We start from the raw sequence: 21,305 nt of genomic DNA, 5'->3' as shown, positions 1-21,305 counted from the left end.
ATGAGGAAGTGAGACGATGGATTATAATCTGCATGATACAACAGTATTAAGCGGCGATATTTTTTCTCCTGAGGAACGGGATATTTGGGTGCTGTACATGAAAGTGATGACATCGGCGGGGCTCGGCGATGTATCGGAGTGGATGAAGCTTGATATGAGCATGCCGCAAATGAAAGTGCTGATGCTTCTGAACAACCACGGGACGCTTAAGGTGAGTGACATAGCGGAGAAAATGGGCGCTTCCCTTTCAAATACGACGGGGCTGCTTGACCGTTTAGAAAAATCATGTTTCATTACACGCGCTCCGTCAGAAGAAGACCGCCGTTCAGTCGTCGTTCAATTAACGGAAAACGCGAAAGATATTTTCCGCAGCCTTTATCAAAAAGGACATGTAAAATTGAAGCGTTCATTGGAAACGCTGACCGCTGAAGAAAAACAAACGGTCAATCAAGGGCTTGCCATTTTGGCAAGAGCGCTTGATTCTTCCAAACAGGGATAGAGGTGAAAAAGGCCTGCCGGTATCGGCGGCCTTTTTTTGTTTGACATTTAATTCACTTGAAGTGAATAATATATTCGAAGTGAATTAAAAACAGGAGGATTGATCAGTATGCCGGAGCCATTGCAAACAGAAAAAAACCAGAGCCGGGCCATCACTCTCTTTACGATCGGTGTGTTCATGGCGGCGCTGGACAACGGAATTATTTCCGCTGCTCTGACGACGATTAACAGCTCTTTTGATGTTTCTCCTTCATGGGGATCGTGGGGAGTGACCCTTTACACATTGGGACTCAGTGTCAGTGTGCCGATTGTCGGCAAGCTGTCGGACCGATACGGGCGGAAAAAGCTGTTTATGATGGAAGTCGGGCTGTTCGGACTCGGCTCTTTGCTTGTCGCACTCAGTCAGAGCTTCCCGATGTTTTTGGCGGCACGGCTCATTCAGGCGCTTGGCGGCGGCGGAATTTTTATTATCGGGAGTTCGCATGTGCTGGCCGTGCTTCCGAAGGAGAAACAGGGGAAAGCTCTCGGGCTTTTAGGGGCGATGAACGGTATGGCGGCCGTCCTCGGACCGAATATCGGGAGCTTTTTGCTTGATGTAACCGGATCGTGGCATTGGCTGTTCTTGATTAATCTGCCGATTGCCGCCGCTTTGGTTGTGTGCGGCGGTTTGTTTATCGCTGAAACGAAAGAGCCTGAGGCGAAACGGCTTGACCTCGCCGGCACAATGCTGCTGTCTCTTGCGATCTTATCTTGCATGATCGGTATCACGAATCTCGATGGGGCGAAGCTGTCAGAAAGCATAATGAACGTAAAGGTGTACGGTTATCTTTTGGGAGCTGCACTTCTCTTTCTGGTGCAGCTTAAGGTCGAAAAGCGGGTTGAAAACCGAGGGGGCGATCCGATTCTCGCCTACTCGCTGCTGCAAAATAAAGTGTTTCAATGGACGCTCGTCATCGGATTTTTATCGGGAGGGCTGCTCGCTGCGGTCATTTTTATTCCTTCTTATGCGGAGCAATATTTGCACGTATCGGCGGAGAAAGCGGGTTATTGGATGACGCCGCTCGCGTTGGCGTCAGGAATCGGAGCGTGGCTCGGCGGGGCGATCACGGATAAAAAAGGTCCGGTCTTTTCCGCGGTTGTATCAGGCGCCATCGCATTTGCAGGCTTCATCCTGTTTCCGTTATGGGTGACGGATAAATGGGAATTTGTCACAGCGAGTGTCATTGCGGGGATCGGTTTCGGATTTCTGCTCGGGGCTCCGCTGAATGTGCTTGTATCAGAAACGGCGGGCCAAAACAAAGGAACAGCGCTCGGCACGCTGTCACTCGTAAGGCAGGTCGGGCTGACCCTCGCTCCGGCTTTATATGCCGGCTTCATTACAGCGGGCTTTGACCGGATCGGAGATGACATCAAAAACCGTTTAGCGAAAAGCGGCATTCCCGCTGGTCAGGCGCAAACGCCGGATATCGGCGGCGGACTTTCTTCGTTGCAGGAGCAGGTAAGCCGAATCCCCGTTCCCGCTGTCAAAAAAGCGGTTTCTGATGCGATTGAAGCGGGCATTGCCAGCGGCTACCACCATCTTTATACGGCAGCCGCCGTCATTTCATTATGCACGATTGTATCTGCGGCTGTTTTGGCGTTTTTCCGAAAGCCGGCATCCTCTAAGACAGATGCCAGCCCATCCGCCGGGAAAGCTCAGTAATATGGGCGATGTGATGTTCAGAGTGCCAGACATATAGTCCTAGCGCTTGTTCCAGCGTAATCGTCTCTTTAGATACAGGATGGAAGTATGTCCGTTTGAATTGGGCTTCCGTCATGGAGCGCAAAAGAGCGGCCCATCTTCTGTGCAGGATCGCTAACAGCTCAAGCGCATTCCCGCAAGCGGCGGTTTTGGAATCATGAAGATCGGCCCAGCCTTTTTCATCATAAGGACGGATTTCCGGTTCATTCTCCGTTAAGCTCAATTTAAACCGGGTATAGCCGTTCATGTGGCTGTCCGCCAGATGGTGAACCACTTGGCGGACAGTCCATCCCCCTTCGCGGTACGGCGTATCAAGCTGACTGTCCGACATCGCTCTGACAGCTTGTTTCAGTTTGGCCGGAGCGTGTTCGAGCGCATTGATCCATTCTTGTTTCTGTCCGGCCGAAATCGATTCAGCCGGCTGATATTCTCCAATCGGATAGCTGAGAGTTTGTTTTTCCATTTTTGTCTCTCTCCCGTTGCTCGTATTATGAAAGTATAATGGTGATGTCACAGCCTTCCGCTTTCGCTTCACGAAAGACCTGAAGCACACTCTCGGCGCCATTTTCTGTAAGCTGCTTGCTTTGTTCAAACTGTCTCCATTCTAAAACGAGGGGGTATTCCACCCAGCCGGTCAGACAATCCCATAAAGCGTCAAGGTTTTCACCGTAGTATTCAGGAAGGGCAAGTTCCTTTTTCAATGTCTGGTGCAGGTCGCTCATACTTCTGATTTGCTCCCCGTTAATAACTGCTTTATTCATACGCGGCTCCTTTCCCATGTTTTTATTCTATCAGTTTACCATTTTCCTCTTCAGAAGTGACCGGAGTCTGCCGCGGTTCCAGCTGGACAATGCCTTGCCCGCCGTCAACGGCCACCCTGTCCCCCGTTTTCAGTTTTGACGTTGCATTTCCGCACCCGACAACGGCAGGAATCCCCAGTTCCCGGGCAACGATCGCCGCGTGGGACAAAGGGGCGCCGACGTCCGTTATGATAGCGGCCGCTCTTGGAAAAAGCGGGGTCCAGCCTACATTGGTTGTCGACGTCACTAAAATTTCCCCCGCCGCAAAAGAATCCCCGTCTTCCGGGACATCAAGGACACGGACAATGCCCTCCACTCTCCCGGCCGCTCCCGCGAAACCTTTTAAAGTGTGCGCATCATCAGTTTCCGCAGGCATAAAAGCATCGTAATAATCCGCTCTTCTGTCAGGATCCTCAGCCCATTTAAACGGATTGAATCTTCCGTTAATAACGGATGGGAACGGCGGCAGTTTTTTATAGGTTTCATAGTTTTGCTTTCTCGCTTGAATCGACGCAACCGCCGGCTCTTTCCCCGCGAGCAGATCGGTTATTTCATGCAGATACAAGAAGAAAATATCGTCCTTCATGCCGGTCATTTCCGCCGCTCTGAGCGCGAATGCTCTGGCTGTCCGGTACACCCTGACAAATTCGGATCTGGTTGTTTCTCTCATATTCGCGTATCCTGACGCTTTTTCCATTTTGGCTTTGAGCCATTTGACCTTATGAGGAAACTTTTCTTCAAATCTTCGGAAGGCCTGTTCATGCGCCCGCTGCTGTTTCAAAAGCAGTTGTTCGGCATCAATACCCGACTCCTTGTGTTCTTTGATCTGCTTCGTCAGCCAATCCCGGTTTTCTCCCGGATGAGGTATGGAAAGTTCGTATTCATGCGGGCCTCGGTGGCCTTGGTTCCTGAGATATTCTTCCTCGCTCATACGGCCTTTCATGACTTGATCAATGCCGATAATCGGCTCCAGGCTTGCCAGTCCGCCTTTTCCCCTTAGATTGGACAGCAGGAGATTCGCATCTTCTATCCCTGCGAGTTTTGTTAATTGAGAGGTTAACGACGAAGAGGATTGCGCAGAATCACGCCCGCCGGATATTAACGCAAACCACGCGTTGCATAAATACGGATAGACCTCATCATTCCATATCGCTAATAATGCCTGCTCCGTTTCGGCACGTTTCAGCTTTTCCTCAATATTCCGGCACCAGTCGGGCGATTCGTCCAAGTAGGAGGCCATGTTTTTTTTCGCTTGCTTCATTTTCGACAGATACGGTTTCAGTTTTTTCGGGATGATCTTCAAAAGTTCATACTTTGAGAACGGATATAAAGGTATCTTCATTTCCGCCGGGATTTCTCCCAATGTATCGCTCATCATTTTTCCTATTTTTCCGCCTTTCGGATTCAGACCGAAAGCGGCGAGCACGGAAAGAGGCTGGCTCATATTGTTATAGGCTCTTCCGCAAATATTGCCGGACCAGACATAATAACCCGGAATGATGCCCGACTCTTCATCCAGATTCCGGAGGAGCGACCATGTCAGCGGCGTCATCACATCGGGAATCGCTTCTCCTATATTTGTGTTTGTCCATAAAAAATCACCGCTGAAAGAATCATTCCATTCATAGGTTTCCAGATTTCCGGCCTGTAAGGTCGTAATCGGGCGGGATTGAAGAATATACAATGTCCCGCCCGCGGCGGCCCATTCAATATCCTGCGGCCCTCCAAGATCTTTTTCCAGCTTTTTCGCCAGTTTATAGAGCTTTGACGCATATTTGCGAAATTCCCCGGGGCCGTCATATTTTTTCTTAGGCCGTGCCAGTTTAAAAGAATAGGCATCGGCTTCCCCGGAAACGAGCTGCTCCCCGAGACCGTAGACGTAATTGCCTGTCATCTCCCGCCTGCTCCCCGTAATCGGATCTGCGGTAAACAGCACTCCGGATATCTCAGACGGTATCATCAGCTGGATGACGATTGCGATTTCATGCTCATCTTCCATTCCCTGAACGGCGCTGTACGCTTTTACCCTTTCTGACTGTGCCGATCGGCGGACTTCATCAATCGCCCTGGACATGTCTTGATCTGTTTTGACATTCAACACCGTATCGAATTCTCCGGCAAAGGAAGCCTGAGCTGAATCCTCGCTCAGCGCGGATGAGCGTACGGCAAACAACGCAGATGCATGGCGGCTGCGGATGGAATTCACATATTGATCAATAGCCTCTCTCGCCTGATGGCGCAGCTGTCCGTCCTGAAAGGCAGGCGGCAAAATCACAAACCCTTCAGGCACAGGATACCCGCTTTGATACATTTTAGAGAGAATGCTCCCTTTTCCTCCCGCAAAGGAATAAAGTTCGGCCGGAAGTTCTCCGAATGTTTTGACACAGTCATTCATAATGTCCCCGCTCCTTTTTAGTCGTTCATCCAAGCTCACAGTTTTTCTCTTTTTCACTTTTTTTGAAAGTATTTCCTATAAGTATACAATATATCGGTCTTCACAAGGGAGAAAATCGATGGCGTTATGTTGTCATAAATGCATCCGTCAAAACGGCCGCAGCGGGGTCTTCAGCCTTACAGTGAAAGCGCTATTAAAATTAGAGATAGGCGGCCCGATACTGCTTGCCTGGCATTCGCTTCCGGCTTGCCGCGGGGGGTTTCGTTTGCAGGTTATGTACAACTTCCGTATCAAAAAAGGCGGCTGAAACGCCGCCTTTTTTTCAGACTGTGCGGCCTTGATGCGCCGCCGTATTTCTTTTGGTCTGCTTCGGCTGATACACTTTCCCGACAAACAGGTATCCGTATCTGAAATGGTTGCACCCCCACGATACGAAAATGGGACCTAGCGTGCAGATCAAAAATAAAAGAAGGATGGCAGCCGCTAAAGGCATTGACCGCAAATAGCCTTCCAGAAGATATCCGCTGATTAAAAAGTAGGAGTGCAGCAGATAGATTGAAAACGAATAGTTGCTGATCATCATCACAATCGCGGGCACTTTTTTGAGCTTTGAAAACAGATGAAAACACAGAAAGATCATACTGACCGCGTAAATCATAATATCCGGACGCTTAGAGGAAATGGAGCCGCCGCTGATATATGAAACGGCCACAATCAATATTGCCGATACGGCCGCACTGAAGTAAACCGCATAACGGTACTGATTGACGAGCGATAAAAAACGCGGATATTCCTTTCCGCAATAAAATGCCAGACAGAAATAAAACACCCAGCCCGGAAACGGAACCCAAAAGAACGGAAAAATAGAATCAAGCCCCGATGATGCCGGCGGATGAAAGATGGAAAAGTAAGCCAGATAGACGGCGTTGATGATAAACGAAACAGACAGCACCCACATGGGAGATTTGTTGTTCAGCCAGCGGTGCAGCAGCATATGGAGAATGTAAAATTGAAAGATCACAAGAATGAAGTAGCCGATGAAGTTTCCTAAAAACACATTTTCTAAAAATTTACCGATCACTGAAACGAATCCGGCTCCTTCTTCCGCCACGCTTTTCATTAAAATGGCATCCACCGCGGCAATAAACAGAAACGGCACGAAAATGACTTTGCCCCTTTTCTTTAAAAAACCCGCGGGAACGCCTCCCGGGTATGACCTGGCAAGCAGAAATTCCGAAATAAAGATAAACGCCGGCGTGCTGAACATCAACAGGGTCCGAAAAGCATCAACCGTATGGGCGGCACTGGCTAAGGACTCTTCCTGAATCATCAGCACCATTGAAACTGCGTGAAGCAGAACCACACTTAAACAGGACAGGCAGCGAATCACGAAAATTTCTTTTATCTGCATGCGGCCGCTCCTTTTTCACAAGCGCGCCGGACTTTAGCGTATGCTTGGCGCAGCCATTTTTCCCGCAGCTCGGGTGTGCTCGTTTTGACGACAGAAAAAAGGTTCCGCTCGGCTTTTTGAATGCCGCAAAATTGCAGAATGCCTTTTTTCAGCGTAATCCAGTCCGAGTTTTTCCGGAACCACTTTAAGTACCAGCCCGGGGAATCCGCCGTATAAAAGACCTGTGCCGTCTCTGCCCGGAGCAGTCCTTTTACGCGGCCGTTTTCATATGTGTAGGCTTCTCCGGAGACAAGCACTCTGTCAAAAAAGCCTTTCATAATCGCCGGAACGCCTCCCCACCACAGCGGGTAGATGAAAATGAGATGATCCGCTTCTCTCATCAGTTTCCGGTATTTCTTCGTTTCAACGTCCCTGTTCATGTCAGAGCGCTTTTTTTCGCCGCCGTACTTCAGCACGGGATCAAATTGGTCGGCGTATAAGTCAATGACCGTATAGCTTTGGCCGCTGTCCTTTAAAGCCATGACGACGTATTTTACGAGAGCCGCATTGAAACTGTTCTCATCCGGGTTTGCATACACAATCACCGTCTTCATATGTCCCTCCTATTATTTCTTAATTTTTACAATGATTATATCATGATGTCATATGAATGAGGCAAAGACACGAGAAAGGCTTTTTCCGTTCTGCTGCCGTTTCGATAACCTCTTTCTGCATATTTTTGCTGATTTTGCCGCCGCGGATTCAATGACAAGCATCCGGCACTTCTGCGTTTTTGAGCGGCCGTATGGTATACTAGCTGTCAAATGAATGGCTTGGAGGACAACATGAGAATTTTAAAGTACGCGATTTTAGGGCTTTTGCGAAAAGGCGAATTGAGCGGATATGATATATCGAGCTATTTTAAGGAAGAGCTCGGCCAGTTTTGGAGCGCAAAGCACAGCCAGATTTATCCGGAATTAAAAAAACTGACGGCTGAGGGATTTATTACGTTTCGCACTGCGATTCAAGGAACAAAGCTTGAGAAAAAAATGTACACGCTGACTGACAAAGGAGAGCTGGAGCTTGCTGCCTGGCTGACGAAAAAAGACCCGATTCCGGAAACGGTGAAGGATGAATTTATGCTGAAGGCTTATTTCATCTCAGCGTTGACACAGGAAGAAGCGGATGAGCTATTCACCGACCAGCTCGTAAAGCGGAAGGAGAAATTGTCCGATCTGGAAAACAGTTATCAAGAACTGATGACATCGTCCGCGGAGGCGGATTCATTTTCTTCTCCTGATTTCGGCCATTATCTCGTACTGACAAAAGCGCTTGAGCGGGAACGGAATTATATTTCCTGGCTTGAAGATATTTTGGCTCTCATCAAAAAAGCATAAACAAAACGGGGCGGCTCTGTATCTGCAAGCCGCCTGTTTACGTTCTGAGAACCGCATTGATAAATGAATCAGCCATTAAAATAAGAAAAAGCAGACTGAAATACACAATCGAATAAAAAAACATCCCCTTCGACCATTGCGTGTCATCCGCCGCCTGAAAGCCTTTGACGCTCCGGTACAGCCAGATGGCTCCGAGCAGGAGAGCGGACGCGGTATAAAACGGGCTGACGTCTATATAAAGAGGAACGAGCAGCGAAACCGCAGTCAGAACGGCAATATAGCGCAGCATTTTTATTTTTGTGGCGCGGTTGCCTTTTATGATCGGCAAAAGCGGAATGCCGGCGGCACGATACTCTTCCTTTCGCCTGATTCCGATCGCCCAGAAATGCGGCGGCTGCCACAAAAACATAATCGCGTATAACAAAATCGCGGGCATATCAATGTACCCGGTGAGCGCGCAATAACCGATTAAAGGCGGAGCCGCCCCGGGAAAGCTGCCGACAAATGTGCTCCAGACGGATTGTCTTTTAAACCAAAGCGTATAAACGACGGCATACAGCAAAAAGGCAAGCAGGCCAAGAACGGCGGTCAGTACATTAAGCGAAACAAGCATGATGAATCCGCATGCGCCGAGACATGTGCCGTACAGGATCATGACCGGCGGCGGTATTCTCCCCGTGACGCTGGCGCGGGTGCGGGTTCGCGCCATCTTTGAGTCCATGCCGCGGTCAAAAAAGTTATTAAAAACAGTGCTTGATGCCATGACTAACGCCGTTCCGATCATGGCAACCGCCATGGCGGCAAATATACCGGGCTCTCCGCCCGTCCTTTCTGACTGAATCCATGCGATCCAAAATCCGCCCAATGCGGCGAGTGAATTTGAGATGATAATCCCCGGTTTGGCAAGAATGATAAAGTCCTTGACCGTCATCCGGTTTCCGTTATGCTTCATCGGCTGTTCCGTCTGTGCTGCATTTGAGTTCATTTGTTCAGGTTCTCCTTTTTCGGCTTATCATATCAGGAAGAATCAGGAAGCACAATTTATTTTGGGCATTTTTCACACAATTGTAAATTGTGTATGAAAAGCCGCATCTTGTGACCGGATGCGGCTTTTGCCTTTTTCTATTCAAATCCTGCCCATACAGCTTTTTCAATCCGGCGGATGCCCTGAGCTCGGGCCGGCGATGGCGGCTCCACGCGTCATTTTTGCGCCTCACTGAGATGTTCGCTCTCTTCAGTCACTCAAAAGCCGTGTGTATATTGCAAATCGACGTTCTTCTTTCCCGAACCTTCCCAAGAAAACTTCAGAAAAATAAAAAACCTTGCCGGTTAGACGGCAAGGGTTGTTTCTTACAGTGTAAATGCGATATCCGCCCCTGATACAGGGTCTTTGACGAATACGCCCTCTTCTTTTTCTTCGATCTCAAAGCCGGCATCGGTCAGCGCTTTTGTCACACGTGACAGCTCTTTTTGATGCGGCAGCGCGATGGTGTAATAATCCAGCCCGCTTGCATTTTCCGGTTTCGGCGGCGCATGTTTTCCGGCCCATATATTCAGACCGATGTGATGGTGATACCCTCCCGCTGAAACAAACAGAGCGGACATGCCCGCGTAATTGCCGACAATGTCAAAACCGAGGATATCGGTGTAAAACGCTTTGGCTTCCTGTAAATCCGTCACATGAAGATGGATGTGACCGATTACGGTTCCTTCTGGGAGACGGCTTTTCCGTTCAGCTCCGGCTTCTTCCAAAAGCCCGTCCACATCGACGGGCGCCGTTTGCATGACATAATTGCCCTCTGCATCCCGGCGCCACGTGCTGCGGGGACGATCGGCGTATATTTCAATACCGTTGCCGTCCGGATCAGACAGGTAAAGAGCCTCACTGACCGCGTGATCCCCCTGACCGAGCGCGATGCCGTTTTCAATCAGCCTGGCCAATGCGATGCCGAGTTCTTTCCGGTCAGGCAGAAGTATCGCGAAATGGTAAAGGCCGGTGACAGACCGCTCCGGCAGAACGACGGCGCTTGGATTTTCTTCAAGCACCAGCAGGACGCGTTTTCCGTCTGCTGACAGTCTTGCTGAACGATCTGTCTGCGAGATGACTTGAAGGCCGATTACATTCCGGTAAAAGCCGAGCGAGCGTTCCATATTTTTAATGGTCAATTTGACATAACCGATTGCCGTATCTTGATGAATGCCGGTCATTTGAACGCCTTCTTTCTTATGCTGAAAAAGTTTCTCCCTTTTTTGATTTGAAAAGGAGCTGATCCAATGAAAGCAGACGGCTTCCTGAAAGCGCTAAGTGAATTGACGCAACCAGTAAGATGAAATCAAATTCCGATCCGCCCATAAATGGTGAGGAAAGCTTCGCCGTGAAGATGGCGCCGACTAATGTGACGGCAAACAGAACGCCGATAATGCGCGTTGCCAAACCGAAAAAGATCAGAACCCCGCCGACAAGCTCAATCGTCGCGATGACATAGACCATAAAGGCCGGAATCCCGATGCTCTGGAAAAATTGCGTAGTTCCTTCCAACCCTTGAAACTTGGATAAACCGTGAACAAAAAAGATAATACCTGTTACAACCCTTAAAAGCAGTGTTCCTGTTTCGAATGATTTATTCATAAAATCCTCCTTGAAAATTATTATCACTTACTTTATGTAAGCTAGTATATATACATAACTTATTTACGTCAAGTAATTTTGTTACATTTAACGAAAATAACTTAAAAGTACTATTTGCCTTCGCGAAAAAAAGACCTCCGCACTCTGTCGGAGGTCTTTTTCCCTATCTATGATTCCCGGAACTGGCTTTCATATAATTCCCGGTAAAACCCGTTCTGGCTGAGAAGTTCGGCATGGGTTCCTTTTTCAGCCATTTCGCCGTCTTTCAGCACAAGAATCTGATCAGCTTTTTGAATCGTGTTCAGCCTGTGAGCGATGATGACGCTTGTTCTGCCCGCCATTAAACGGCCGAGCGCTTCTTGTATTTTCACTTCGGTCACTGTGTCAATGTTGCTCGTCGCTTCATCCAAAATGAGCAGCACCGGGTCTGCCAGCACAGCTCTCGCGATGGAAATGAGCTGTTTTTGTCCTTGGCTGATGCCCGCGCCGTTTTGGGTAAGAACAGTATCATAGCCTTTCGGGAGCCGTTCGATGAACCCGTGGGCATTGGCGGCTTTTGCGGCTTCCTCCACCTCTTTGTCAGAAGCATCCAGACGGCCGTAGCGAATATTTTCCCTGATGGTGCCCTGAAAGAGAAAGGAATCCTGCAGGACAAACCCCATGTTTTTTCTCAGACTGGATCTCGTCAGTTTTTTGATGTCCGTTCCGTCAATGAGGATTTTTCCATTATTCGGCTCGTAAAAACGGGCGATCAGGCTCGTAATGGTTGTTTTACCCGCTCCGGTCGGTCCGACGAAGGCGATGGACTGTCCTTTCGGAACGCTGAAGGACAGGTGTTTTAAGATCGGGCTGTCTTCATGATAGCCGAAGGAGACATCTCGGAATTCAATCTCTCCCGTTTTGATCGGCTGGTACAGCGCATGCTCTTCATCTTCCCGCTCCTCTTTTTCATCAAGCACGTCAAACACCCGTTCAGCCCCGGCGATGGCCGATAACATCGTATTGAACTGATTGGCTAAATCATTTAAAGGGCGCGTGAACTGCCGCGAATATTCGGCGAATACGACGATGGAACCGATTGAAATCCATCCCTTCAGCGCAAACAGCCCGCCGACCGCCGCTATAATCGTAAAGCTTAAATTGTTTAAAGAGTTCATGACTTTCGGAATGAATCCCGAAATTGTCTGCGCCCAAAACCCCGATGATTGTAACGCCGCGTTTTTTTCTAAAAATTGTTCCATGACGCGGTCTTCCCTCGAATAGGCTTTAATGACCTTCGCCCCTGATATCGACTCTTCAATAAAACCGTTCAGCTCGCCGAGGTTTTTCTGCTGCTGCTTAAAAAGCAATCCCGTCCGGTTGGTGATCCATTTAATGCTCAAAAGCATGATCGGAATAATCAAAAGCGTGATCAATGTTAAAAGCGGACTCATGTACAGCATGACGGCGATTGTGCCGACGAATGTAATGACGCTCGACAGCACTTGAATGACGGATGTATTTAAAGTGGAGCTGACATTTTCGATATCATTGGTGACCCGGCTCATTAAGTCCCCGAGCCGCTGTTTATCAAAAAACGGAATCGGCAGCTCATGCAGATGGGTAAACAGCTCGCTCCGCATTTTAAACACGGTGCTTTGCGAGATATTGATCATCCAATAGTTTTGAAACCATAAGGACAATGATTGCACGAGGTAAATCCCAAACAGGATGAACAGCACCCCCGCCAATCCGTCTGTCGTCTGTCCGACGATAAAATGATCAATCGCTTTCCCGATGACGAACGGTCCGAGCAGGCCGAATATGGCGCTTATGACTACCATGATGATCACAAGGGTTAAAAGCCCTTTTTTCTCGGCTACATAAGACCAGATTCTGCGCAGCGTGCCTTTTGTATCTTTTGCTTTCGCGCGTTTTCTGCCGCCTTCATTTGATTTGAGCGGTATTTTCGGATATCGGAAAGGTTTACGAATGTCTTTTTGCATTGTCAGCTCCCTCCTTTCCGAATTGTGATTCATAAATCTGCCGGTACAGATGAGACTGTGCCATCAGCTCTTTGTGCGTGCCTTTGGCCAGCAGTTCGCCGTCTTCAAGCAATAAGATGGTGTCAGCCTTCATCGCAGTCGTTATTTTCTGCGTAATAATCAGTGTCGTGCATTCATAGGATCTGATCGCTTGTAAAAGCTTCGCTTCCGTTTGAAGATCAAGCGCGCTCGTACTGTCATCTAACAGCAGGAGGGACGGCTTTCTGATAAAAGCGCGCGCGATGGAAATCCGCTGCTTCTGCCCGCCTGACAAATTGACGCCCCGCTGTCCCAGCACCGTGTCGTATCCGTTTGACAGCTTCATAATCGTGTCATGGATTTGCGCGTCTTTGGCCGCCTCCATTACTTCATCTAGTGAAGCATCCTCCCGCCCCCAGGCGATATTTTCACGGATGGTGCCCGAAAACAGAAGCACTTCCTGCGGAACATAGCCGATTTCCCTGCGCAGCCCGCAAGCGGAGAATTCACCGATCGGTTTGCCGTCTATGAAAATACTGCCCGAATCAGCCGTGTACAGGCGCGGAATCAGCTGAAAAAGCGTTGATTTTCCTGAACCTGTCGCGCCCATAATGGCAACCGTTTCTTTCGGGCTGGCAGAAAAGGACACGTGATGCAGCGCGTCTTTTTCCATGCCCGGATAGCGGAAGGACACTTCGCGAAACTCAATCCCGCCTGCAAGCGCCCGTGCCGGGTCCTGCCCCGTTCCCTCGCCGCCTTCTGTTTCCAGCACCTCGCCGATTCTTTCTCCGGAAGCCTTCGCCCGGGAAAATACCATGATAAGAAAAGGAAGGACGGACAGCGCGCCTGTAATCCGCGTCGCATAGTTAATGACGGAAACGACATCGCCGACCTGCGCTCCGCCCTGAGCAATGCTTTTGGCGCCGAACCATAAGATAAACAAAATACAAATGTTCATCAGCAGCATTAAAATCGGCATCGCCGCTTCCACGAGACGAAAAGCGGAGACCGTTTTTTCCATCAGCTTCGTATTCGATTTCAAAAAACGTTTCACTTCGTGGTTTGCACGGAGGAGCGCTTTAATCAGTTTGATCGCCGTCAGGTTTTCCTGCATGATCGTGTTGACCTGATCAAGCCGCTTTTGCACAGACCGAAACAGCGCGCCGCCTCTTTTCAGCACCCACAGCAAAAACAAAAGCAAAATCGGCACCGTGATCAGCAGAAAAAACCCGAGTTTCGCATTGACGGTCAGCGAGAGAATAATGCCCCCCGCAATCATTAACGGCGCCCGGAGCATAAACCGGAGACTCATGAAAAGCATATTCTGAACCTGTGTCACATCGTTTGTCAGCCGGGTAATAAACGATGTGGATGAGAATTGCGCAAACGTCGAATAGGAGAAGGATTGAATCTTTTGAAAAAGCCCTTTTCGCGTATCATACGCATAGCTCTGGCTGATGTGGGCGGAGTAGAATGAATTTAAAATGCCCGATGCGAATGAAACAGCGGTCAGTCCGATCATCACGCCGCCCCACAGCCAAACCGTACCGAGATCCTGCTTTAAAATTCCTTCGTCAATGATTTTCCCGATCAGCAGGGGCTGTATCAGCTCTACCGCAAGCTCGATGAGCATGAAAAACAGAGCGATTCCCGCCAAAAGAGAATACGGTTTTACATATGATAAAGCCTTTGACATGTGTAAGCCTCCAAATCCTTTGTTCAATATGTATGTATATTTATTTTATTTGTTTGTCTTAAATGAATAAAGGATTAACCCTTGGACTCGCACTTTTATTATGTACTTTGTGTAAAAAAACGGAAATCATTGAGGATAAAAATTGAAGGAATGAGGCGGTGCAGATATATGGAGGCTGTCTTATCTTTTCTTTTTACCAGCTTCTGAATCGGAGCCTTGATTTTAAAATGAATTAGCGGAGCCTTTAAAAAGGCGTCCGCTATTCAGGATGGTCATTTGTGCTTTGTCATTTCATTTAACGAATGAAAACGAGAGCGACCCCGAATCCTTTATCAGCATCAAACTCATTGATCACTTTCATGACCTGCCAGCGCTGGTTTGAAGCATCAGATTTTGTTGCAATCCCGTTATGAGCGTGAATAAAATCTCCCGGTTTCACAGTCTCATCGCATCTGACATATACCTGGCCGATGAGTCCGACAATGTTCCACTCGTCTCTCTCTTCTCTTGAAGCGTAGTCTTCTTCAGGCCGAAAGTCCGGATTTTCCTTTGGCGCCATGACCGTATGGCCATTCGCATCTTTCTGTTCTTCATAAACATAGCCGCCAAATTCATTCTTTACGTATCGTCCCGACCAGTGAAAACTCGACTCACCAAGAATCACTCCGGCGGTCTCGGAAATGACCCCAAGCATGAGGTCACCTTTTTCAGCCGGTCTGATCTTATCACCTTCAAGTGTGACAAGTGTTCCCGTCTGAATCTTTTCCCCTCTCAGGCTTTCAAAATACTCGGCGTAGTCAGAGAATGTCGAGGAACCTGTTACGCCTCCCGTAGCCTTAATTGTTCCTTCTTTTGCGTGAAGCTCAATCTTTCTGTTGGCTGATGACGGAGTGCTGCCGGCACCCCAGCCCCATACAGTTGAGTTCGCATTTGGGTTAATCGTATTATATGAACCGATTACTCCAGATTGAGAACCTCCTGCAGCCTGTCCCCGGACAGAACCGACGACAAAGCCATTAGTTCCTGTAACATGGGAATCTTTAGATGCCATAACAGAAGATCCTTTATGTTTAAACAACTCATACGGTGTTTTTTTACCGCCTACATGAAATGTTGTTTCATATCCTTGAAAATCAATATTTGATATATTCAGATCCGGACCCGAAGAATAGAGTCCGACCGTTCCGCTGCCGGCTCCCAATCTATGCCCGTATACATTGCTCACTGTACAATTATCAACGCCTCCGCCAAAAGCAAGCCCCGTCGTGCCGCCGTCAACTAGAAAAACGCCGTCAATCATGCACTTACCTACCGCATTTTCTCCGCCAAGAACATACAGATCATGAGCAGCGGAGCGGAACCCGCGGATCGTAATATTCTTCAGATTGACATACCGCCCTTTGTAATAAATCATAATGATCGTGTCATTGCTGTAATCGTATGAACGATCTTCACAAATAGCTTGGAAATTCACTATATTAACTGAATCATAGCCCGAAACAACCAACGCACTCGCTCCGACGCCTTTATATATAGAATTTTGTTTAGGATTTGTTGCCTGACAATTTACTAATTGGACATCATGGGCAGTTTTTGATGTCGGCTCAGCCGATAAATGATGGCCAATATGTCTAATGCAAAAACCGATCGCATTTTCGTAAGCACGGCAATTAGCCAGTTGAACTCGTTTAGCCGCCGGTGCATAGTCATGCGCCTTAATTTCAAAACCGCGTGCACCGCCAATTGCAACACAGCTATCTACAAATACATCTTGAGAACCGTCATCGATCTCAAAGCAATTTGAATTTGACGTGCCATTCCCATTGCCCATCGGGTGATAGGAAACACAGTGGCTGAAAGTAGTGTGGAATCCAAAATGACAAGTAAAGTTATCATCCCCGGACCCTGTTGCTTCACAATGTGAAAACGTTACAAAGTTACAGCCGTTGGGCTGATAATAAGTTGGATCATCTTTTTCTCCATGTCTGTTATAGTTCGGGCTTGTAGAATCAAAGCCGTGCAGGCCGGCGTTCTTCGCAAACACATGCTCGACAAAAGAATAGTCAACATTCGCAAAAAGCAAACAGCTTGAAGTGGGACCTTTCGGAATCTTCCAGCCGGAAGGACGCGTATCCTTGTTCCAATCCAAAGTGAGATGGCCGACATAAATATTTTCATTACCGTTCGTATAATCACTGTTGGTCAGAACAGAATGGCCGACCGGTGTTTCGTCTAATAATTTAATGACCGTTCTTTTCTTGCCTGCTCCGACAAGCATTGTATTTGAAGGAACAAACAATCCCGATGTTCTGAATACACCCGCGGGAACTGTTACGACATAACCTCCGTCGGCCATGGCATCATGAAATGCCTGCGTATCATCCGTTACGCCGTCACCTTTAGCTCCAAAATCCATAACGTTCCGCTCTGTCACATGTTCAAATCTGTTTTCATACATTTTAAGTCTTTCGTTTAAATTTTCATAAGTTGACGTGCCATTGCTAAGCGCAGCACCGATTTTGCTGTCAATCGCTTCAAAGTTTTGAGCAATGCTTTCAACCTCAATCCCCTCCGTTTTATCGGGTTTGTAAAGTCCTAAGAAAGTCGTATAGTTTGTCATTGCCTTGCCTCCTATTTGTTAATTGCTATTTAAAATACCGCAGAAGTCATTTCGTTTTTTGCACCCCCTCATTTTCACTCCTGCATGTACAGGTGGCAAAGGTATGACAAATTCATACATTTCTTCAAAACATAAAAAGAGCGCCGGATTAACAAGCGCTCTGCACATAATCTGCTGCTGCAGTATTTTAACCGTTCAATATTTTCTCGACACGCTCCCGCATTTGCGGAACGCCTAATCCGACAATGACCTGAAGCGCCCTGCCTTTTCTGACGACGCCGTGGGCTCCCAGCTCTCTGAAATCGGCGTCACTTTTGACCTTTGATTCATCAGCGACAGTGACGCGGAGACGGGTGGCGCAATTGGTGACCTCCGTAATATTGTCCTTTCCGCCCAGCGCTTCAATATACAAAGCGGCTGTATCCCGCTGTGTTTCGTCTGCCGCCGCTGTTTCTTTTGAAGCCTGCTTCCGTTCTCTGTACTCCTTTTTTGAATAGAGCTTTGTTTCCTGCCCTTCCTCTTTTTCTCTGCCCGGTGTGGCGATGTTGAATTTGAGAATGAGGAAACGGAAGACGAAAAAGTAAACAGCGGTAAAACACAATCCGATAATGATCTGGTATACATACGTCAAGCCGTGGCTTGACGCCAGCGGAATCCAGTTCAAGGTCGCAGCTTCGATCAAACCGCCTCCCATATTTCCGACGACGCCGGCCATATACATGACGGTTGCCATGGAAGCGGCAAGCAAAGCATGAACCGCAAATAAAAACGGCGAGATAAAAAGGAATGTAAATTCAATCGGCTCTGTAATTCCCGCGACAATGGACGTCAAGGTGACCGGGATCAATAGGCCAGCGACGATTTTTTTCTTTTCCTTTGAAGCCGTGGCGTAAAAAGCGAGCGCGATTCCCGGAATGCCGAAGATTTTCGAGTTGCCGTGAAGCGCGAAGCCCCCCTGCGGGAACAATTCTTTCAGCGGTTTGACGCTTTGAGAGTATTCCCCGAGATGCTGGGCCCAATAGGTGACGATACCGCCTTCAGCCACAGCCGGACCGTAAACAAACGGCGAGTAAATAAAATGATGCAGGCCGGTCGGAATTAAAATCCGCTCCAAGAATGTGTAAATCCACACGCCGATCGCCCCGGAAGAAACGAGAAAACTTTGCAGCGAGCCGATTCCGGACTGAACCATCGGCCATACGTATGCCACCGCAAGTGAAATCGGTATCATAATGAAGAAAGAAATGATAACGATGTAGGAAGATCCTTGAAAAATCCCCAGAAAATCCGGCAGTTTTTTATCAAAATAACGATTGTGCAAATACACGACAATAGATGAAATAAAGATGGCGCCGATAATATTCGTATCAAGCGTTTTGATGCCGGCGATCATCGTCAGCCCGCTCGCTCCGCCGGCTTCCTGAGTCATATCGACGTGAAAAGCCCCGCCCCAAACCGTCAGAATCGCATTGATAAAGTAATTGAATGTCAGATAAACTGTAAGCGCTTCCAAACAAGCCCGCGCCTGCGCTTTTTTCGCTAAGGCGACAGGTATGCCGATCGCAAACAGGAGCGGCATTTGATTAAAGACGGTCCAGCCGCCTTGTTCAATGACATACCAGCATTGATACCAAAGCCCGTCAGGATCAGCCAGCGGCCCCATCAGCGTTTTATTTTTAAACAGCGTACTCAGACCGACAATAATACCGGAAAATGCAAATAACAAAACAGGCACAAACATCGCGCTGCCGAAGCGCTGGACTTTTTGCATCATTTCACGTGACCTCCCGCTATTTATCAAAATTTTCGAGCTCTTTATAATCAACATATGCGCGGAATAACGCTTCGCCCACCAGAAAAAACGGGGCAAATGCGACGATTTCCGTTTTATCGCTTAACGTCACCGGCTTGCTGGTCGCATAAAGATTATACGGCGTCGTTTGCGCCAGTACGTTGTTTTTCAGATTGGTGATTGAAATAAACGGAACTCCCTTTGCGGACAGGGTCCTTACCTGCGGAATTAATTCGGGTGTTTCGCCTGATAAAGAAATAATGATGAATACGTCATCAACCGTAAAATCATCACACATGATATCAAACTCTGTGATGTCCTGAATTAAAATCAGATACTTCCGCCGGGATACAAACATCCGCTGCAGCTCACGGGCGCACACCCTCTGAGCCGTCCCCGATCCGTAAACGAAAATCCGTTTTGCTTCATCTATCAGCCGGCACATCTCCGTCATATCTTTTGACTTCACGTATTTTACATTGGCTTCAATATCATCCAGCAGCTTTTCAAACGTCATATTCTCGCCCTCTTCAGGCTGATCCTCCCATTTCAGAAAAACACGGAATTCACTGTAGCCGCTGAAGCCCAGTTTTTGGGCGAGCCGCAGGATGGAAGACCGAGAGACATTGCAGGCTTTCGCCATGTCATTGATACCGAGATGGTAGCACGTATGCTTATGATTCAATATATATTTTAAAATATAAAAATCGTTGTCATTTAATTTCGCGTAATGCTGGTTAACCAGTTCTTCAAGACTCATCCCAAAAATCCCCCCGTTTTCTTTCTATTATATAGAATAACAGATAAAGAAAACGGGGAAGATTGTCATCAGGAAATAGGAGACGGACTTACATCAAGCTCAGGCCAGTAGTCCTTGTTAGCCTCCATCAGATCTTCAAGAATCAGTCTTGCCACACGGGCGTTCGGCACTGTTTTTGACAGGATCAGCGCCTGCCACAGCTTTTGAAATGACCGCTCTTCCCACGCTTCAGCCGTCAGTTTTTCGACAGACACCTGCTGTTCCATCAGGCCTTTTTGAAATTGCGGTATGTTCCCGACTGAGAGCGGTTCCGGTCCGTTTGAGCCTACGAGACAAGGAATCTCAACCATGGCTGACGGATCAAAGTTTGCGATCGCGCCGTTATTTTCAACGATTAACAGCATCCTCTCCCCTGTGTTGTAAGCGATGGCCCGGGCAAGGTCGACGATATAGGAAGCATGATCATCAATTTTAATTTCACTGTTCTCCGATGATTGTTCGCGCGTAATCATATCGCATTGGCTGAAAATGAAAGCTTCCCGCCCTTCCATGACTTCGTTGGCTCTCGTATGGTTCGGATTTGATTTTTTCACCATATCATCCGGGAATAAGTAATATTGCAGATATGTGTTCGGAAGCGTATCCGGATCAGCCGCCTGTACGTCGCGCGCTTTTTTGAATGTGTCATTCCAGCTTGCTTCAGTCTGTTCGGCCTCCGTCTTCGGAACGTAGCCGTATTCACGGACATGCTCTTTCAGCTTCGGCATTAAATCATTGCCATGCCGGTCTGTGATGGACGTCCACCAGCCAAAGTGGTTCAAGCCGTAGTAACGGACGTTCATTTCTTTTCGTGAAGATAATCCGAGGATGTTCGCCATACGATCCTCAATTCCGACCGGCATGTCGCAGATGTTCAATATTTTCGAATTCGGTCTGAGGCGCCGTGTAGCTTCGGCCACAATCGCCGCCGGATTGGAGTAATTCAGCATCCATGCGTCGGGCGAGTACGTTTCCATATAATCAAGAATCTCCAAAACACCGCCGATAGAGCGCATGCCGTATGCGATTCCGCCCGGCCCGCATGTTTCCTGGCCGACCACGCCGTACTTCAGCGGGATTTGTTCATCGAGCGCGCGCATCGCATATTTTCCGACGCGGATATGCGCCATGACGAAGTCAACATCCGTAAAAGCCGTCTCTGGGTCATCAGTCGCCAGAAATTCAATGTCCGGCGCTTTTTCTTTTATAAATACCTCACACGCACCCGCAATCCGCTCCTGCCTTTCTTTATCATTGTCATAAAGTTTCAGCTTTCTGATCGGAAACTCTTCCAGGTGATTCAAAAGCATTAATACAATTCCGGGGGTAAATGTGCTGCCGCCGCCTGCAATAACGATTGAGAATGATTTGTCTGTCATGTGAAGCCCTCCTCTGATAACGTTTACATTTTATTTATATCATGAGAAGGTCCGATCTGTACCGGGTTTGGAGGAGTTAGATCATTTAATCATTTTTAGTTATTTTTCTCAAAAAGCGGGAAAGTTCCCACAGGTACGAAAAAGGCCTGCTGTCATCAGCAGACCC

18 protein-coding genes are annotated in these 21,305 nt (G+C 48.1%); 4 read left to right on the top strand and 14 right to left on the bottom strand.

Annotation, left to right across the window (positions count from 1 at the left end; all coding sequences use genetic code 11):
* Nucleotides 1–16 precede the first annotated feature (16 nt).
* Both NYE36_RS04295 and NYE36_RS04290 read left to right on the top strand, forming a co-directional pair.
* Complete coding sequence (locus tag NYE36_RS04295; protein WP_012117110.1) at nt 17–499, top strand: MarR family transcriptional regulator; 483 nt, start codon at nt 17–19, stop codon at nt 497–499.
* A 108-nt stretch (nt 500–607) separates the two neighbouring features.
* The gene (locus NYE36_RS04290) at nt 608–2,200 is read left to right on the top strand and encodes an MFS transporter (RefSeq protein WP_265451329.1); all 1,593 of its coding nucleotides are present in this window, start codon (nt 608–610) and stop codon (nt 2,198–2,200) included.
* On the opposite strand, the gene bstA is transcribed toward NYE36_RS04290, so the two are convergent.
* Genes bstA through NYE36_RS04275 form a run of 3 tightly spaced genes read right to left on the bottom strand, consistent with a single transcriptional unit; the run spans nt 2,160 to nt 5,434 of the window.
* Nucleotides 2,160–2,702 (bottom strand): bacillithiol transferase BstA, encoded by a 543-nt coding sequence (gene bstA, locus NYE36_RS04285; RefSeq protein ID WP_265451330.1) that lies wholly within the window; start codon nt 2,700–2,702, stop codon nt 2,160–2,162. The genes NYE36_RS04290 and bstA overlap by 41 nt on opposite strands.
* Before the next feature lie 25 nt (nt 2,703–2,727).
* The gene (locus NYE36_RS04280) at nt 2,728–3,000 is read right to left on the bottom strand and encodes a ribonuclease inhibitor Barstar (RefSeq protein WP_007408543.1); all 273 of its coding nucleotides are present in this window, start codon (nt 2,998–3,000) and stop codon (nt 2,728–2,730) included.
* A gap of 22 nt (nt 3,001–3,022) precedes the next feature.
* Entirely contained in the window at nt 3,023–5,434 is a 2,412-nt protein-coding gene (locus tag NYE36_RS04275) for a PEP/pyruvate-binding domain-containing protein (RefSeq protein WP_265451331.1), read from the bottom strand.
* 118 nt (nt 5,435–5,552) lie between these two features.
* On the opposite strand from NYE36_RS04275, the gene NYE36_RS04270 reads away from it, so the two are divergent.
* The gene (locus NYE36_RS04270; RefSeq protein WP_031378897.1) at nt 5,553–5,741 is read left to right on the top strand and encodes a hypothetical protein; all 189 of its coding nucleotides are present in this window, start codon (nt 5,553–5,555) and stop codon (nt 5,739–5,741) included.
* A 15-nt stretch (nt 5,742–5,756) separates the two neighbouring features.
* Here NYE36_RS04270 and NYE36_RS04265 read toward each other — a convergent pair whose 3' ends face one another.
* Nucleotides 5,757–6,845 carry an acyltransferase family protein gene (locus tag NYE36_RS04265; RefSeq protein ID WP_265451332.1) on the bottom strand — a complete coding sequence of 363 codons (1,089 nt, stop codon included), beginning with the start codon at nt 6,843–6,845 and terminating at the stop codon, nt 5,757–5,759.
* Nucleotides 6,836–7,438, bottom strand: coding sequence for an NAD(P)H-dependent oxidoreductase (locus NYE36_RS04260; protein WP_265451333.1), 603 nt, complete (start codon nt 7,436–7,438; stop codon nt 6,836–6,838). Before NYE36_RS04260 ends, NYE36_RS04265 begins: the two co-directional genes overlap by 10 nt.
* A gap of 231 nt (nt 7,439–7,669) precedes the next feature.
* Between NYE36_RS04260 and NYE36_RS04255 the strand changes: the two genes are divergently transcribed.
* Complete coding sequence (locus NYE36_RS04255) at nt 7,670–8,221, top strand: PadR family transcriptional regulator (RefSeq protein WP_012117104.1); 552 nt, start codon at nt 7,670–7,672, stop codon at nt 8,219–8,221.
* Nucleotides 8,222–8,258: 37 nt separating this feature from the next.
* Here the strand turns inward: NYE36_RS04255 and cyoE are convergent, their stop codons facing one another.
* From cyoE to glvA, 9 genes are all read right to left on the bottom strand, one after another.
* Nucleotides 8,259–9,206, bottom strand: coding sequence for a heme o synthase (gene cyoE, locus NYE36_RS04250; RefSeq protein WP_265451334.1), 948 nt, complete (start codon nt 9,204–9,206; stop codon nt 8,259–8,261).
* 365 nt (nt 9,207–9,571) lie between these two features.
* Nucleotides 9,572–10,429 carry a VOC family protein gene (locus NYE36_RS04245; protein ID WP_265451335.1) on the bottom strand — a complete coding sequence of 286 codons (858 nt, stop codon included), beginning with the start codon at nt 10,427–10,429 and terminating at the stop codon, nt 9,572–9,574.
* 16 nt (nt 10,430–10,445) lie between these two features.
* A complete protein-coding gene (locus tag NYE36_RS04240; RefSeq protein ID WP_007408534.1) occupies nt 10,446–10,850 on the bottom strand; it encodes a DoxX family protein in 405 nt (134 codons plus the stop codon).
* Nucleotides 10,851–11,017: 167 nt separating this feature from the next.
* Nucleotides 11,018–12,835, bottom strand: a complete 1,818-nt coding sequence (locus tag NYE36_RS04235) for an ABC transporter ATP-binding protein (RefSeq protein WP_265451336.1) — start codon at nt 12,833–12,835, stop codon at nt 11,018–11,020.
* A complete protein-coding gene (locus NYE36_RS04230; RefSeq protein ID WP_015239413.1) occupies nt 12,816–14,549 on the bottom strand; it encodes an ABC transporter ATP-binding protein in 1,734 nt (577 codons plus the stop codon). The genes NYE36_RS04235 and NYE36_RS04230 overlap by 20 nt, the downstream gene beginning before the upstream one ends.
* Before the next feature lie 295 nt (nt 14,550–14,844).
* On the bottom strand, nt 14,845–17,169 hold the full coding sequence (locus NYE36_RS04225; protein ID WP_094032639.1) for a peptidase G2 autoproteolytic cleavage domain-containing protein: 2,325 nt from the start codon (nt 17,167–17,169) through the stop codon (nt 14,845–14,847).
* Between the two features lie 187 nt (nt 17,170–17,356).
* Entirely contained in the window at nt 17,357–18,943 is a 1,587-nt protein-coding gene (locus tag NYE36_RS04220) for an alpha-glucoside-specific PTS transporter subunit IIBC (RefSeq protein WP_015239411.1), read from the bottom strand.
* 16 nt (nt 18,944–18,959) lie between these two features.
* Nucleotides 18,960–19,721, bottom strand: coding sequence for a MurR/RpiR family transcriptional regulator (locus tag NYE36_RS04215; RefSeq protein WP_033574995.1), 762 nt, complete (start codon nt 19,719–19,721; stop codon nt 18,960–18,962).
* A gap of 68 nt (nt 19,722–19,789) precedes the next feature.
* A complete protein-coding gene (glvA, locus tag NYE36_RS04210; RefSeq protein WP_007610111.1) occupies nt 19,790–21,139 on the bottom strand; it encodes a maltose-6'-phosphate glucosidase in 1,350 nt (449 codons plus the stop codon).
* Nucleotides 21,140–21,305: the final 166 nt, after the last annotated feature.

Source organism: Bacillus sp. FSL R5-0593, from assembly GCF_038603755.1.
In the GTDB taxonomy this organism is placed as follows: Bacteria; Bacillota; Bacilli; order Bacillales; family Bacillaceae; genus Bacillus; species Bacillus velezensis.
Note: the sequence above shows the minus strand (reverse complement) of the source record. Positions and strands in the feature narration are given on the sequence as shown.

Excerpts from the sequence above, each read along its gene's own strand:
- NYE36_RS04295 (WP_012117110.1), top strand. The coding sequence starts at position 17 with ATGGATTATAATCTGCATGATACAACAGTATTAAGCGGCGATATTTTT.
- NYE36_RS04290 (WP_265451329.1), top strand. The coding sequence starts at position 608 with ATGCCGGAGCCATTGCAAACAGAAAAAAACCAGAGCCGGGCCATCACT.
- bstA (WP_265451330.1), bottom strand. The coding sequence starts at position 2,702 with ATGGAAAAACAAACTCTCAGCTATCCGATTGGAGAATATCAGCCGGCT.
- NYE36_RS04280 (WP_007408543.1), bottom strand. The coding sequence starts at position 3,000 with ATGAATAAAGCAGTTATTAACGGGGAGCAAATCAGAAGTATGAGCGAC.
- NYE36_RS04275 (WP_265451331.1), bottom strand. The coding sequence starts at position 5,434 with ATGAATGACTGTGTCAAAACATTCGGAGAACTTCCGGCCGAACTTTAT.
- NYE36_RS04270 (WP_031378897.1), top strand. The coding sequence starts at position 5,553 with ATGGCGTTATGTTGTCATAAATGCATCCGTCAAAACGGCCGCAGCGGG.
- NYE36_RS04265 (WP_265451332.1), bottom strand. The coding sequence starts at position 6,845 with ATGCAGATAAAAGAAATTTTCGTGATTCGCTGCCTGTCCTGTTTAAGT.
- NYE36_RS04260 (WP_265451333.1), bottom strand. The coding sequence starts at position 7,438 with ATGAAGACGGTGATTGTGTATGCAAACCCGGATGAGAACAGTTTCAAT.
- NYE36_RS04255 (WP_012117104.1), top strand. The coding sequence starts at position 7,670 with ATGAGAATTTTAAAGTACGCGATTTTAGGGCTTTTGCGAAAAGGCGAA.
- cyoE (WP_265451334.1), bottom strand. The coding sequence starts at position 9,206 with ATGAACTCAAATGCAGCACAGACGGAACAGCCGATGAAGCATAACGGA.
- NYE36_RS04245 (WP_265451335.1), bottom strand. The coding sequence starts at position 10,429 with ATGACCGGCATTCATCAAGATACGGCAATCGGTTATGTCAAATTGACC.
- NYE36_RS04240 (WP_007408534.1), bottom strand. The coding sequence starts at position 10,850 with ATGAATAAATCATTCGAAACAGGAACACTGCTTTTAAGGGTTGTAACA.
- NYE36_RS04235 (WP_265451336.1), bottom strand. The coding sequence starts at position 12,835 with ATGCAAAAAGACATTCGTAAACCTTTCCGATATCCGAAAATACCGCTC.
- NYE36_RS04230 (WP_015239413.1), bottom strand. The coding sequence starts at position 14,549 with ATGTCAAAGGCTTTATCATATGTAAAACCGTATTCTCTTTTGGCGGGA.
- NYE36_RS04225 (WP_094032639.1), bottom strand. The coding sequence starts at position 17,169 with ATGACAAACTATACGACTTTCTTAGGACTTTACAAACCCGATAAAACG.
- NYE36_RS04220 (WP_015239411.1), bottom strand. The coding sequence starts at position 18,943 with ATGATGCAAAAAGTCCAGCGCTTCGGCAGCGCGATGTTTGTGCCTGTT.
- NYE36_RS04215 (WP_033574995.1), bottom strand. The coding sequence starts at position 19,721 with ATGAGTCTTGAAGAACTGGTTAACCAGCATTACGCGAAATTAAATGAC.
- glvA (WP_007610111.1), bottom strand. The coding sequence starts at position 21,139 with ATGACAGACAAATCATTCTCAATCGTTATTGCAGGCGGCGGCAGCACA.